Origin of the sequence: Antiquaquibacter soli (assembly GCF_030580675.1) — a bacterium.
Classification (GTDB): Bacteria; Actinomycetota; Actinomycetes; order Actinomycetales; family Microbacteriaceae; genus Rhodoglobus; species Rhodoglobus soli.
On sequence record NZ_JAUQUB010000003.1, the window covers coordinates 120,790 to 135,241 of the forward strand.

Annotated in this window: 12 protein-coding genes; 1 reads left to right on the forward strand and 11 read right to left on the reverse strand. The window is 68.5% G+C overall.

The window, feature by feature from the left end; all coding sequences use genetic code 11:
• Positions 1-42 precede the first annotated feature (42 nt).
• The 5 genes from Q5716_RS12620 to Q5716_RS12640 form a co-directional block, all read right to left on the reverse strand.
• The gene (locus Q5716_RS12620) at positions 43-2,985 is read right to left on the reverse strand and encodes a hypothetical protein (protein WP_305003504.1); all 2,943 of its coding nucleotides are present in this window, start codon (positions 2,983-2,985) and stop codon (positions 43-45) included.
• 107 nt (positions 2,986-3,092) lie between these two features.
• The gene (locus Q5716_RS12625; protein WP_305003505.1) at positions 3,093-4,112 is read right to left on the reverse strand and encodes a LacI family DNA-binding transcriptional regulator; all 1,020 of its coding nucleotides are present in this window, start codon (positions 4,110-4,112) and stop codon (positions 3,093-3,095) included.
• A 63-nt stretch (positions 4,113-4,175) separates the two neighbouring features.
• Positions 4,176-5,018, reverse strand: coding sequence for a carbohydrate ABC transporter permease (locus Q5716_RS12630; RefSeq protein WP_305003506.1), 843 nt, complete (start codon positions 5,016-5,018; stop codon positions 4,176-4,178).
• Between the two features lie 19 nt (positions 5,019-5,037).
• The gene (locus Q5716_RS12635) at positions 5,038-5,970 is read right to left on the reverse strand and encodes a carbohydrate ABC transporter permease (protein WP_305003507.1); all 933 of its coding nucleotides are present in this window, start codon (positions 5,968-5,970) and stop codon (positions 5,038-5,040) included.
• A 61-nt stretch (positions 5,971-6,031) separates the two neighbouring features.
• The gene (locus Q5716_RS12640) at positions 6,032-7,321 is read right to left on the reverse strand and encodes an ABC transporter substrate-binding protein (protein ID WP_305003508.1); all 1,290 of its coding nucleotides are present in this window, start codon (positions 7,319-7,321) and stop codon (positions 6,032-6,034) included.
• 167 nt (positions 7,322-7,488) lie between these two features.
• On the opposite strand from Q5716_RS12640, the gene Q5716_RS12645 reads away from it, so the two are divergent.
• Complete coding sequence (locus tag Q5716_RS12645) at positions 7,489-9,375, forward strand: glycoside hydrolase family 2 protein (protein ID WP_305003509.1); 1,887 nt, start codon at positions 7,489-7,491, stop codon at positions 9,373-9,375.
• 99 nt (positions 9,376-9,474) lie between these two features.
• On the opposite strand, the gene Q5716_RS12650 is transcribed toward Q5716_RS12645, so the two are convergent.
• The 6 genes from Q5716_RS12650 to Q5716_RS12675 are packed head-to-tail and all read right to left on the reverse strand — an operon-like array spanning position 9,475 to position 14,445.
• Positions 9,475-10,335 (reverse strand): prenyltransferase, encoded by an 861-nt coding sequence (locus Q5716_RS12650; RefSeq protein WP_305003510.1) that lies wholly within the window; start codon positions 10,333-10,335, stop codon positions 9,475-9,477.
• Positions 10,328-10,627 carry a lycopene cyclase domain-containing protein gene (locus Q5716_RS12655; protein WP_305003511.1) on the reverse strand — a complete coding sequence of 100 codons (300 nt, stop codon included), beginning with the start codon at positions 10,625-10,627 and terminating at the stop codon, positions 10,328-10,330. Before Q5716_RS12655 ends, Q5716_RS12650 begins: the two co-directional genes overlap by 8 nt.
• A complete protein-coding gene (locus tag Q5716_RS12660) occupies positions 10,624-10,938 on the reverse strand; it encodes a lycopene cyclase domain-containing protein (protein ID WP_305003512.1) in 315 nt (104 codons plus the stop codon). Before Q5716_RS12660 ends, Q5716_RS12655 begins: the two co-directional genes overlap by 4 nt.
• Entirely contained in the window at positions 10,938-12,518 is a 1,581-nt protein-coding gene (gene crtI / locus Q5716_RS12665; protein ID WP_305003513.1) for a phytoene desaturase family protein, read from the reverse strand. Before crtI ends, Q5716_RS12660 begins: the two co-directional genes overlap by 1 nt.
• Entirely contained in the window at positions 12,515-13,378 is an 864-nt protein-coding gene (locus Q5716_RS12670; RefSeq protein WP_305003514.1) for a phytoene/squalene synthase family protein, read from the reverse strand. The genes crtI and Q5716_RS12670 overlap by 4 nt, the downstream gene beginning before the upstream one ends.
• Complete coding sequence (locus Q5716_RS12675; protein ID WP_305003515.1) at positions 13,375-14,445, reverse strand: polyprenyl synthetase family protein; 1,071 nt, start codon at positions 14,443-14,445, stop codon at positions 13,375-13,377. Before Q5716_RS12675 ends, Q5716_RS12670 begins: the two co-directional genes overlap by 4 nt.
• Between the last annotated feature and the right edge of the window lie 7 nt (positions 14,446-14,452).

Consider the following 14,452-nt stretch of genomic DNA (forward strand, 5'->3'; position numbering starts at 1 on the left):
CTAAATGTTAGTGACTAACATTTTACCCGTCAAGCGGGCGGCTCATCCTCCAGTTCGCGTCGACTCCAGCGGGTCGAGCTCCCACGGGATCGCCACCCGGTGATCGTCGCCGACCTCGGTGCCGCGGGTCGCCCAGATCACGGCGGCGGACCGGTCGAGGATGATCGCCGCCCTCCGGTACACATGGGCGTCGAGCCTCCACAGCCCCGGCTGCCCCTCGACCGGCGTCATCCGTCGATCGCTGAGGCTCCCGGAGCCGACGTGCAGCCCGGCGTACACCTCGTCGGCGTTCTCAGCCCGCGCGAACAGCGTGAACTCAGAGTTCGACGGCACCGCGTGCTGCTCGATCCACGCGTCGAGAACGCGCGGCCCACCTTCTCCGGCGGGGGTCAACGGCGGCAGCGAACCGAAGGGTCGCCCGGCGTAGCCGGCCGTGGAATCGGACAGCACAGCGTAGGTGGACGCAAGATCGAGGGGCACCTGCACGTAGGGACCGAGGAACTGCTCGGGGCCGAGGTCGGGCAGCTCAATGACAAGATCGACCGGCTCAGCACCGAGATACGGGGTGAGGTCGCACCACCACACGACCTTCGACTCCGGCCACTGGGCGAGGTCGGGAGGAGCGATCGAGTAGCGGCCCATTTGCGTGTGGACGTACTCGAAGACCTCGGCTCGGGCATCCGCCCCGCCCACCCGCACGCGAAGCTCTCCGACCGCGTCCGCGTCGAGCAGCGGGATGACCAGTACCACTCGATCGACGTCGACGTAGGCGAAGGTCTCGGGGATCAGCGGCAGGCGCTCGCGCAGCTCGGCGGCCCAGTGCGTCGTATCGAGCGGCCGGGGCAGCGCGGGCAGGACGGTGCGGATGCGACGCGCCGTCGTTCCCGCGGCGGGGGCGACGGTCACCGCGGCACCGGAGTCGTCCCACCACCGATCGACGGCGACCATCGCGCTGCCCGGGAGCTCATTGCTCGGCACCGTCCGCCGGGCGACCCGCTCGGGCGTGCGGCTGATCGTGAAGGCGAGAACGTCGGAGGCGGGCACCTCGAGCTCGAGCACATCGGGGACGGGGGAGTCGTCGGGGGCTGCATCCGCACCGGTGTCTTGGAGGCGTATCAGCCGGGCACCCGCGAGCAGTTCGACGGGGAGGTGCTGCGCGAGGGGCACGGCGACTCGGGTGGAGCGCGCGCCGGGATTGCAGACGAAGAGGTGGGCCTCGTCTCCATCGAACCGCAGGTACCAGTCGCCGGCCCCGAGTTCGACCTGCGCTCCACCGGCCACATCGACGAGGCACGGGCGAGCGTGGGTGCGGGCCCACTCGAGCCACCAGCGGTACTCGTCGCGGAGCGCGGCGGGAGCGTCCCTCGGGGGGAGCGTGGCCGCGGTCGGTGCTCCTCCGACCGCGATCGCGGAGAGCAGTCCGAACCGCCACCCCCACCAGTCGAAGTCGTCGGCGAGTACCGGGTCCTCGACGCAGATCTGGCTCATCCGACCGAATAGCGCGTGATTGGTCTCCGCGGGGAGGAAGCGGAAGTTCTGGCTCCACCACGCCTGGTGCCGCACTCCGTTGGCGTTGAGGCGCTCGGCGCTCACCTCCGGGTAGAGGCCGCCGCCCCATTCCCCCTGCTGCTCCCAATAGCCCTCGTGCTGGCTGATGCCCGCGAGGCCCCACGTGCCGTCCTGCTTCTGGCCGTAGTAGCCCTGCAGGTGCAAGCCGGGGAAGCGGGCGTGGAGCGCTCGCGCCAGCGCCATCCCGCGGAGCCATCCGAGGTGCTCGCCGCGGCCGGGCTCGTGCCCGTGGTGCGAGGCGAAGCAGTGCGCTCCGTCACCGGGCCCCGGGTCCCACGACCACGCGGAGAGCCCGAACCGCTCGATCGTGTTCGCCGAGACCGACTCGAGCCACCGGGCGTAGTCCTCGTGAGCGAGGCAGTTCTCGAGCGCGAGCGTGCCGTCGCTGCGGACCTTGCGCCAGGCATCCGGGCCGTCGAGCGGGAGACCGAGACCGGGCGCGTTGGAGTAGGGCAGATTGCCGGCGGCGACGCCCATGTAATAGCCGACCTCGAGACCCAACTCGCGCGCGTGGTTCATGATGCGCGCGGCGCTCGACCCCTCCGGCTCGAGGTCCCAATAGGCGTCGCTGCTCGCCGTCGGGGTGGTGGCGTCAGCGATCGGGACGGTCAGCAGCAGCTCGCCACCGAGGTCGGCGAAGTTGTCGATCGTGTCGACCCAGCGCCGCTCGTCCGCCGGCGTCTCGGGGGCGTGCGGCAGCGGGTACCAGTACGTGTAGAGGATGAAGCGGTTGCGCTCCGGCAGGGGCTGGAGGTAGTCGCGAACCACGGCGCGCAGCGCCCCGATCTCTCCGGTGTCGATCGCGCGGGCCTCCGACGGGTTGCGGAAGCGACCGCGCGGCCGCGCCTCGCCGACACCCGTGCGGGACTTCGGATGCACCGGCTGCAGGGTGACGCCGGAGCGCTCGGTGACCGCGAAGAACTGTGCCGAGGTCTGGAACGAGTCGGTGGCGACGAGGTCGGCGGAGTACTCGATGAGGATGCCCGACTCGACGCTCGTCGTGGTGTGCGGGTTCTGGACTCCCGTGAGCAGCGACAGCCGGTCGAGCCGCGCGACGGCCGCGAACGGGCTCTCGGAGAAGGTACGAAGCTCGAAGGCGTCGTGGACCGGCTCGGCGGGGACAACCCGGAAGGAGACACGGCCGACCCGGAACGGCCCGTCGCCACTGACGGTGATGATCCGCTGGACGGCCCGTCGCTCGGCGACGGTGATGGCTCGGTAGTCGACGGCGATCGCGAAGGCGCCCGCCGCGCCGAGGAAGCGCTCGACCGAGGCATCCGGGTCGGCCGACAGGGAGAGGTCGCTCGAGCGGATGATCACGCCGTCGACCTCGATGGACCACTCATCGGTCTCGAGCGCGATTCTCGCGTCGCCGTCGCCCACGGCCTCGAGCAGTCCGGATCCCGCTACCGCCACTGGTTCCTCCCTCTGCAAAGCGGAGGACGCGGGCGCGTCTCTGCATTCCCATTTTGCAACGCTGCAAATCTAGTGCGCGAAAGGCAGCGAGCGCAACACGGCCACGCCTAGAGTGCGACGCCGACGGAGCTCTCGCGGATCTGGAGGGTGTGCGGCACGACGAAGTCCCGCGGCGCAATGGCCGGGTCGGACATCCGGTCGATGAGGTAGCCGAGCGTCGTCTTCGCGAGCACGGACTTGTCCGGGGCGACGCTCGTGAGTGGGGGGTTGCTGAACTCGGCCTCGGCGATGTCGTCCCAGCCGACCACCGCGACGTCCTCAGGAACACGGATGCCCCGGCTCGCGAGGGCTCGCATCGCGCCGATCGCGATGAGGTCGGAGAAGCAGAACAGCGCGTCGAAGTCCGTTCGATCGAGCAACTGCATCGTCGCATCGAACCCTAGCTCGCGGTGTCTGCGAGAGCTCTGCGGCACGAGCCCGGGGTCGAACGGCAGACCCACCTGCTCGAGCCCGCGCACGTAGCCGTCGTAGCGGAGCTGCTTCGTTCCGTCCGACGGACCGACGCCCTGGCCGATCGCGGCGATCCGGGTGCGCCCGATCGAGTGCAGGTGCGCGATGACGTCTGCCGCCGCCTGAACGTTGTCGAGGGCCACATGGTCGAAGAGCCCGCCGTGAGAGTGCTCGCCGAGCACGACGAAGGGCGTGCTGCCCGCGATGTCGGCGAGGTCGGAGGGCGAGAGGGCGAGCGGGCTGAAGATGATGCCGTCGAAGAGCGTGGACTGGGTGGCATTCGCGATGTGCGCGCGCTCGCGCACCATCTGCCCGGCGGTCTGGTCGATCATCACGCGGTAGCCGAGGGCATCCGCCTCCTCGATGATCGTGCGCGACAGCTCGGCGAAGTACGGCACGTCGATCTCGGGCACTACGAGCGCCATGAGTCCCGTGCGACCGTTGCGCAGGCTCCGAGCCATGAAGTTGGGGCGGTAGCCGAGGTCCTCGACGGCCTGCTCGACGCGCTTACGCAGCTTGTCGGAGACGGGCACGTACCCGTTGACGACATTGGACACCGTACGTGGCGAGACGCCCGCGCGGTTCGCAATGTCGAGCAGGGTCTGTCGTTTCGACATTTGATCACACTACCAAGATCCGGGCCGATGTTGCATCGCTGCAAACGCCGAATGCGAGGCGTCCTACTCCTTCACCGCGCCCGCCACGAGACCTGACGTGTAGTACCGCTGGAGCATGAAGAACAGCAGCAGGCACGGCAGCATCGTCACCACGACGCCGGCCTCGAGCATGGGCCACCGCACGCCGTTGTTGCCGTTCACGGCGCCCGCGGCGAGCGCCACCGGGAGCGGGAAGAGGGACTGGTTGTTGAGCAGGATGAGCGCCGCCAGGAATTCGTTCCACGAACTGAGGAACGCGAAGAGCGCGACCGTGATGATTCCCGGACGCACCACCGGGAGGAGCACATTCATGAACAGCTTCGGACCGGTCGCGCCATCCACGCGGGCCGCGTCCTCGAGCGCCTGCGGCACGTTGAGGAACGCGTTGCGCATCACGAACAGCGCGAAGGGCAGCTGGAAGGTCACGTAGACGAGTCCCACACCCACGAGGCTGTTGCCGACGCCGAGCGACTTGAGTACGAGGAAGAGGGGAGTCAGCAGCGGCTGGAACGGCACCATGAGCGCCGAGAGCATCGCGATGAACAGGATGCCCTGCCCTCGGAAACGGTAGCGGGCGAAGCCCCAGCCGCCGAGGGTCGCGAGCACCGCGGTTCCGACGACGGTGAACACCGCGAGGAACACGCTGTTGCCGATGTGCGTCCACACGCCGTCGCCGAGGTCGTTGAGCAGTTGGAAGTTCTCGAGCGTGAACGACTGCGGGAACAGCGTCGCGGGAGTGGTGGTCAGCTCGGTCGGGTCCTTGAACGCGGCGGTGAAGACCGCATAGAGGGGGAAGAGGAATGCGATCGCGATCGCGATGCACGTCACCGCCCAGCCGAGCGAACGGAACACGGATGCCTTGCGCATGGTCTTGCTTCTCTCCGGACTAGTCGTTCAGGCTGCTCTGGTCGCGCAGCAGCACGAGCTGGACTGCGCTGATCACCACGAGGATCACCATGAGGAAGATGGACATCGCCGACGCGAGGCCGAGCTGGAAGTTGTTGAACCCGACGCGGAAGATCTCCATCACGACAGTGGTGGTGCTGCCCTCCGGTCCGCCGCCGGTGAGCAGGTAGAACTGCTCGAAGGCGAGCACCGAGCCGACGGCGCTGAAGACGAGGGTGAGCGCGATCGGCCGTCGCAGCAGGGGAAGGGTCACGTAGCGGAAGGTCTGGAAGCGGCCCGCGCGATCGATGCGTGCGGCATCCGTGAGCTCGTCGGGAATCGCCAGCAGGCCGGTCAGGAGCAGGAGCATCCCGAATCCGACGGACTTCCAGACCACCATCACGACGACCGAGAGGAGCGCGAGATTCGGGGATGCGAACCAGTAGACCGGCTCCTGCGTCAGGCCCAGGGTCTGCAGTAGCTCGTCGAAGAGGCCCACCCGGGGGTTGAGCAGGTAGATCCAGATGTACGCCGCCGACGAGAAGCCGATGACGACCGGGGCGAAGAAGATGGTGCGGAACGCCCCGACGCCGCGCCGCTTGGGTCGGACGAGCAGCGCGAGCGCCATCCCCAGCACGAGGAGCACGGGGACCAGCACAAGGGTGTAGGCGCCGGAGAACGCGAGGCTGCGCACGAAGCTCGAGTCCTGGAACATCGTGATGTAGTTCTGGATGCCCACCCACGTCTGCTGGCCGAGCAGGGGCCAGTCGAACAGGGACATCCAGATCATCTGCACGAGGGGGACCGCGAAGAAGATCAGCAGCATGAGTGCTGCCGGGAGGACAAGAAGCATCCCGATGCGGGCTTCCCTTTTCGAGCGCTTGCTGCGCTGGCTCGCCTTCGAGCCGGGCACGCTGCGGGTTGTCGCGGTCAATTCACACCTCTTCTTGCTGAGGGAGCCGGCGCCCGTCCCGAGCGCCGGCTCCCTGTCGTAGCTACTTGCCTGTGGTGATGAGCTTCTCAGCAGCCTCCTGCTGAGTCGTCGCCACATTCTCCACGCTGTCCGACCCGAAGATCGCGCCCTGCAGGAGGTTGTTCCACGGGCTGCCCGAGTTGTTGAAGATCGGGTAGACGTCGGGGCTCACCGGGGTCTTGCCCAGGGCGAGCGCCTGAGCGAGAGTCGCCAGTCGGGGGTCGATGTCCGAGTAGTAGCCCGTGGCGACGCTCAGTCGGGTCGGGGTGGTGCCGAGGTCGGCCAGGTACTTCTCCTGAGCCTCGACCGAGGTCGCCCACTTCACGAACTCCCACGCCGCATCGGGGTTCTTGGTTCCCGCGGGGATGATGAGGTCGTCGCCACCGGCGAAGCTCGACTTCTCGCCCTCGTTCTTGCCGGGCAGGAAGGTGACCCCGAGGTCGACGGTGCCCTTGTCGATCACGTCGAGGATGCCGAACGCTCCACCACCCTGCATGCCGATGGTGCCCGTGGCGAAGGTGGCGTAGAAGTTCGCCCCCGTGTCGGACTTGGCGTCCTGCGGCATGTAGCCGGACTCCCACATGTTGCGCAGGAAGGCGAGCGCCTCGGTCGCCGGCTCCGAGTCGAAGTCAATGTTCGCCGAGCCCGCACCCTCGGTGAGGAGGTCCGCGCCACCGGCGTACATGTACGGCGTCACCGTGAACAGGTTGCCGCCCGTCGCATTGCCCGACATGTAGAAGCCGTAGTTGCCGTTGCCGAGGGCGGTGATCTTCTCCGCCGCCGCGGTCATCTCGTCCCACGTCGACGGCGGGTCCTCGGGGTCGAGGCCGGCCTGACGGAAGAGGTCCTTGTTGTAGTACAGCACGCTCGCCTCGGCCGAGAACGGCACGGCGATGGTCTTGCCGTCCCACTCGGTCGTCTTGATGTGCGCGTTGTCGAAGTCGTCCCAGTAGTCGAGACCGGCGACGCGGTCGCTCAGGTCGAGGAGCGCTCCCGCCTGCGCGTAGTACGGCACGAGGACGAGGTCCATGGATGCCACGTCGGGCGGGTTTCCGCCGGCGGTCGCAGACGCGAACTTCTGGGTGAACTCACCACCCGAGATGATCGTCAGCTCGACCTGGATGTCGTCATGCGTGGAGTTGAAGCCGTCCACGAGCTCCGGCATGAACGACTCCTGAGCGTCGCGGGCCCAGAGGCTGATGGTGGTGACGCCGCCGTCCGAGGAACCGCCGGACGAGCATCCGACGAGGAGTGCTCCGGCCACCGCGGCCGTCGCGACTCCCGCGACTACGCGGGACAAGTGAAGTGACATCGTTGTGCACCTTTTCTGTTGGGGTTGTGATTGCTACTAGGTCGTCGCGGCCCGATTCACGAGGGTCCGGGTGCTGCCTGGTCCCCACTGTGACAGAGCGAAGCGAATTTTGCAACGTGGCATTTCAGCGTTGCAAAATTGGATGCCGATGCCGGAGGATGTCTCTCGTGAACACCCTTGCTCCCCTCTCCGGCGCTCTCGCGCCCTCTCACCCCCGCCCGCAGCTGCAGCGGCCCGGCTCGCCGTGGACCGACCTTTCGGGCCACTGGGACTTCAGCCATGACGACGACGACCGCGGAATCGCGGACGGCTGGTACACCGCGGGCACTGCCGCCGACGCGGCATTCGACCGGCAGATCGTCGTCCCCTACCCGCCAGAGTCCACGGCCTCCGGCATCGCCGACACCGGCGTTCACCCGATCGTCTGGTACCGCAGGGTCCTGCCCGTTCAGCGCCGCAACGGGCGGCGGGCGCTCGTGCACTTCGGCGCGGTCGACTACCGCGCCGACGTCTGGCTCGACGGGCAGTACCTCGGCAGCCACGAGGGCGGCAGCACGCCGTTCTGGTTCGACGTCACCGATCTCCTGGCGGAGGGCCCGTCGTCGCCCGTGCTCGTCGTGCGCGCCCATGACGCCACCAGAGATGTCGCGCAGCCGCGAGGCAAGCAGGACTGGCAGGACGATCCGCACGGTATCTGGTACGAGCGCACAACGGGCATCTGGCAGCCCGTGTGGATCGAGGAGGTACCGGAGCTCTTCATCGAGCACCTGAGCTGGACGCCCGACCTCACCTCCGGCTCCGTCGAGCTCGCAGTCGAGCTCAACCGAGACCCGAGCCCCGAGACCACCGTGGGCGTCGTGCTGCACCTCGGCGGCGAGGTTCTCGAACGCGTGACGTTCGCCCCCGGTGCCCGTACCGCCACTCACAGCATCCGAATCGACCGCTACCGCAACGGGCCCGAGCAGGGGTCGCTCCAGTGGTCCCCCGAGAACCCGTGCCTCATCGAGGCGATCGTGACGGTGACCGGCGCCGGTGCCGGCGATGAGGTCGCGTCCTACTTCGGCATGCGCAGCGCGTCGGTCGCGAACGGCCACTTCCTGCTCAACGACCGTCCGTACTACGTGCGCTCGGTGCTCGAGCAGGGGTTCTGGCCCGAGTCGCACCTCGCGGCACCAAGCGACGACGCCCTGCGCGGCGAGGTGGAGCTCATCAAGGCGCTCGGCTTCAACGCTGCTCGGATCCACCAGAAGGTCGAGGACCCGCGCTTTCTCTACTGGGCCGACCGACTCGGGCTGCTCATCTGGGGTGAGAACGCGAGCGCCTACGAGTTCTCCCCCACCGCCATCGAGCGGATGACCACCGAGTGGATCTCGGTGATCAAACGTGACCGCTCGCATCCTTGCATCGTCACGTGGGTACCGCTCAACGAGAGCTGGGGCGTTCCTCAGATCTCCCTGGACCCCGCGCAGCTCAGCTACGCGCAGGGGCTCTACCACCTCACGAAGGCGCTCGACCCCACGCGTCCCGTGGTGAGCAACGACGGGTGGGAGCACGCCGACTCGGACATCTGGACGGTCCATGACTACGGCACCACCCACGCCGAGGTGGCCGCGAGCTACGCGAACGCCGAAACGGCCCTCGAACTCATGGACAGCATCGGGCCCGTCGGGCGACGGATGCGCCTGCTCGACGTCGCCGACCGGGGGCAACCGCTCATGGTCACCGAGTTCGGCGGGGTCGGCTATGTCAACCCCGGTGACGACAAGGCGTGGGGCTACTCGACCGCTCAGACTCCCGAAGAATTCGAGGCGCTCCTGCGGGCGCTGTTCTCGGCGATCCAGCTGAGCCCCGTCGTCGCGGGCTTCTGCTACACGCAGTTCAGCGACACCCGCCAGGAGGCCAACGGGCTCGTGGATGCCGACCGCAGGCCGAAGCTGCCCGTCGCGACCATTCGATCGATCGTGATCGGAGACCGGGTCGACACGACATGGCAGCGCCGACCGCGCCGCCCGGACCACGACCTCATCGACCCCGACCTGGTCGACACCGAGTAGCACCGACCGGAAGCCACCACCCGAACCCCGTTTCTCAGGAATACGCCGCCGCAGACTGGATAGTGCGGTCGGCGGAGCGATATTCCTGAGAAGCGGGGTTCAGGCCGTGATGACCCAGTACCAGATCAGCAGCAGCGTCACGAAGAACCCCGTGACGAAGTTGAGCCAGAGGAACTTGCGCCAGCCGCGGTTGGCGGTCTCGGCCGCGTCATCCGTCACGTTCCAGAACGGTGCGCACATCAGCACGTACGGCACCGCGAGCACCGCCGCGAGCGGGCCGGGCCAGGCGCTCAGCAGAAGCAGCAGACCGCCGAGCCCGTAGGCGATCACCGCGAAGCGCACCGTCGCACGACCGCCGATGACCGTCGCGATCGACGCGATCCCGCCCTCGCGGTCGGCCACGATGTCCTGCACCGCCCCGAACGCGTGGGATGCCACGCCCCACAGGAAGAACGCCGCGAGCACCGCCCACAGCTGCGGCGTGAACTCCGCGCCCGCGAGTACGAGCCCGTAGACGGCCGGCGACACGAAGTGGGTGCTCGACGTGACCGAGTCGAGGAACGGTCGCTCCTTGAACCGCAGGCCCTTCGCCGAGTAGGCGACCACGGCGAACAGGCTGATCGCGAGCACCAGCCACGAGAGCGGCGACCCCACGGCGACGAGGTAGACGACGAAGGGGACGGTCGTGACGATCGACGCGATGATCGTCGGCCGGTGCATCCGCGGATCCAGCAGGGCGCCCTCGACGCCGCCCTTGCGCGGGTTGCGGAGGTCGGACTCGTAGTCGAAGACGTCGTTGATGCCGTACATCGCGAGGTTGTACGGCACGAGGAAGAAGATCGTGCCGAGCACGAACGTGAGGTCGACCTCGCGCGTGGTCAGCAGGTAGGCGGCCGCGAACGGGAACGCCGTGTTGACCCAGCTGAGCGGGCGGGATGACACGAACAGCGCCCTAATCACGCGGCTCCTCCCGCCGCGCGAGCAGGTGCCACAGCGCAGGGAGACCGAGCACGGCGGCGAGGGCGTACGCGAAGTCCTCGACCGGCGCGATGCCGATGAACCACCCGGTGATGAGCGCCGGGTCGTAGGCGACCAGGCCGATGCCGATCATGATGTTGTCGAACACGGCGGTCATGACGAGCAGCACCGCGAGCGTGAGGCCGAGCGCGGCCCAGCGGATGCGGCGGGATGCGAGCACCGCGACGATCACAACCGGCACGAGGAACACCGCGTTGAGCAGCCAGTACGTCATGCGCCCTGCCGCTTCCGCGTCGTGAAGCCGTAGACGTTCATCGTGAGATAGCACAGCAGAGTGAGGAAGAAGAGCTCCTCGAGGGGCACCTCCGGGGCGATCTGGATGCCCGTCATGAAGCTCGTCTCGCCCCGGAAGAACACCCCGAGGCTCACCCCCGCGAGATCCCACAGGAGGAAGAACACCACGCCGACCACGAGCACGATCGCCGCTCGCCGGGCGTCGCGCCAGAAGAACAGCCGGAAGCGGCGGTCGAGAAGCACCATCCCCGTGAGGGCGACGAGCAGCGCGGCGAGGTAGACGAGCGGCACTAGGCTTCCTGCGGCTCTCGAACGGACGAGGGCGCCAGAGGCTCCGGCAGCGGGCCCGTCGACGTGTCGCCCCGCAGCCTCTTCACGAGGATCTCCGCGCTGATCAGGCACATCGGCAGCCCGATCCCCGGGATGCTCGAGCCTCCCGCGTAGTACAGCCCGCGCACCTTCTTCGACACGTTGCCCGCCCGGAAGAACGCGCTCTGCTTGAGCGTGTGGGCGGGCCCGAGGGCTGTGCCGCGCCACGCGTGGAGCTCCTGCTCGAAGTTGCCGGGACCGACCGTGCGGCGCACGGTGATGCGCTCCGCGAGGTCCGGGATGCCCGTCCAGTCGGCGATCTGCGCGATGACCCGGTCGGCCACCGCCTCGAGCTCGGCATCCCCGTGACCGTCGGCGTCGCCGCGGCCGAGCGCCGGCTCCGCGGGGATCGGGACTAGCACGAAGAGGTTCTCGGAACCCTCCGGCGCGACATCCGGGTCGACACCGCTCGGCTTGCAGATGTACAGCGATGCCGGCTCCGGGATGCTCGGCTCCGGCCCGAAGATGGCGGAGAAGCCCTTCTCCCACTCGCGCGTGAACAGCAGCGTGTGGTGCTCGAGCTGCGGCAGCTCCCCCTCGACGCCGAGGTACAGCAGCAGGGCCGAGGGACCGGGGGTGCGGGAATCCCAGTACTCCTGCGGGTAGGTCTGCTGCTCGGGGGCCAGCAGCTGCGTCTCGGTGTGGTGCAGGTCCGCAGCCGAGACGACGAGGTCCGCGTCGAGGCGCTGCGAGGCTCCGGCCCCGTCGGTGTACTCGACGCCCGTGGCGGCGCCGTCGTCGACGACGATGCGCGTCACCTCCGCGTCGGTGAGGATGCTCACCCCCTCGGCCCGGGCGAGGTCCGCGATCGACTCGATCACGCGAGTGAACCCGCCGAGCGGGTAGAGCACACCGTCCTGGAGGTCGAGGTGGCTCATCAGGTGGTACATGCTCGGGGTCAGGTACGGCGACGAGCCGAGGAATACCGCCGGGTAGCCGAGCAGCTGCTGCAGGCGCCGGTCGCGGAACTTGCGTCCGACGAAGCTCGACAGCGGCTCGAGCAGCAGCTGCACGAACCGCGGCGCCTTCGAGAGCACATCGCTGCGCAGGAGCGGCCGGAAGTCGGCGAACGTCGTGTAGAGGAATCGCTTCTTGGCGAGCTCGTATGTCTCGCGCGCGGAGTCGAGGTAGCGCGCCAGCCGATCGCCCGCGCCGGGTTCGACGCGGTCGAAGAGCGCGAGGTTGTCCTCCACCTCGGCCGCGACATCCAGCGGCTGCGCCTCCCCCTCGAAGTACACGCGGTAACCGGGGTCGAGCGTGACGAGGTTGAGCTGCTCGTCGGCACTAGTACCGAGCAGCTTGTAGAAGTGGTCGAAGACTTCCGGCATGAGGTACCAGGACGGCCCCGTATCCCACCGGAAGCCGTCGCGCTCCCACGAGCCCGCACGACCGCCGACCTCCGGTCGCCCCTCGAGGAGGGTGACCTCGTTGCCCTCGCGAGCGAGCAGGGCGGCGCTCGCGAGCCCGGCGATACCGCCGCCGATGACGATGATGCGACTCACGGCTTTCCTCCGAGTGCGGCCGCGAGCGCGAGCCGCGCCTTGACCGGGTTGGGCACGCGCACGCGGGCGCGGACGAGCTGATCGGCGGGCGTCGCGCGCAAGCGCACCGACAGCTCCGCGAAGAGGGACTGGGCGAGCGCGACCGCGCGACGGCTCGACTTCGGCAGGTCGGGTACGACCGCGGCCGAGACGGAGAGGTCCTTGTCGATGTCGTCGAGCAGCCGATGCTTGTCCGCCTCGGTGAAGCTGCCCACGTTCACACCGGGGAAGTAGCTGCGGCCCAGCGTCTCGAAGTCGGCGGCGAGATCGCGCAAGAAGTTGACCTTCTGGAAGGCCGCGCCGAGGGCCCGGGCGCCGGTGACGAATCGCGCCTTCTCCGCGTCGTCGACAGGATGCCCGTGCAGAAAGGCCTCGAGGCACATGAGCCCCACGACCTCCGCCGACCCGTACACGTACCTCTCGAAGCTCGGCTGATCGTGGACCGTCTCGCTGAGGTCCATGCGCATCGACTCGAAGAAGGGGGCCGTGAGGTCCTCGCCGAAGCCGACCTCGCGGGCGGTGATGGCGAAGGCGTGCACGACGAGGTTGGAGCTGAAGCCCGAGTCCATCGCGCCGTGCGTCTCGCGCTCGAGCTCGTTCAGCGCGCGCCCCGCCCCGATCGTGTCGAGACCGGCCTCCGTCGCGGGGCCGTCGACGATCTCGTCGGCGACTCGGACGAGGGCGTAGATGTTCTCGACGTGCTGGCGCACGTCCGAGCCGAGGAGGCGCGAGGCGAGACCGAAGGACGTCGAGTAGCGGCGGATGACGATACTCGCCGTCTCCTCCGCGACCCGGTCGTAGAGGGCGAGGCGAGTGGTCACCGCACCCTCCCCAGCACCGCGTCGGCGACCGGATGGAGTTCGGCCCGCAGCGCGGGCGGGATGTGCGGCTCCGCCAGGCGAGCGAGGGCGCGGTTCGCGTAGTAGCGCGCGAGCCCCTCGGTGAAGGAGCGGGCGCCGCACGCCACGAGTACGTCGCGCAGGCGCGCGGCATCCTCGTCGGTCAGGTCCTCGCAACCGAACAGGTCGCCCACCTCCGCCCACTCGCGGGTGCTCGTCGCGTAGGCGATCAGGACGGTGCGCTTGCCTTCGCGCAAGTCGCCGACGGTGGTCTTGCCGGTCTCGGCCTCGGTGCCGAAGACGCCGAGCAGGTCGTCGACGATCTGGTACGCGATGCCGATCTCGCGGCCGAAGTCGCCGAGAGTGGTGACGACCTCGTCGCTCGCACCCGCGAGGATGGCACCGGCCTGCAGGGGGCACTCGAACGAGTAGACCGCGGTCTTGAGCCGCTCCATCGTGAGGATGTCGTCGACGCGCGGCACCTCCGCCTGAATGGAGAAGTCGACGTCGATGAGCTCGCCGGCCGCACTCGCGAAGAGCGCCTCGTCCATGACCTCGATGAGGCGGGCGCGCGTGACGTCGTTCACCCCGCTGCGGTCGATGAGCCGGTAGGAGTTGAAGAGCGCGAGGTCGCCGGCGATGACCGCGGCCGAGATACCGCTGTGCTCGGCGACCCGATCGGACCGGCCGTTCGCCGTCGCGAAGTCGCGGTAGGTGCCCGAGATGTTCGGGACGCCGCGGCGCACGAAGTCGTGGTCGATGACGTCGTCGTGGACGATGAGCGCGGTGTGGAGCAGCTCGAACGCGGCCCCGATGTTGGCGGCGGCCTCGGCATCCTGCCCGCCGAGCGCCTGGTACGCGGCCATGACCATGCGGGGCCGGAAGCGCTTGCCGCCGATCGTGTTCTGCTCGAGGGTCTCCCACAGGGTGACGTACTGCGGCCCGAAGGCGGCCGCGCGGTTCTTGGCTAGGCTGAAGAAGCGCGCCAGAACGGCGTCGACCTGCCCCTGCCTCTCCTCCGAGAGTGCGAGCAGTCCAGTTCCGTCCACATAGGCA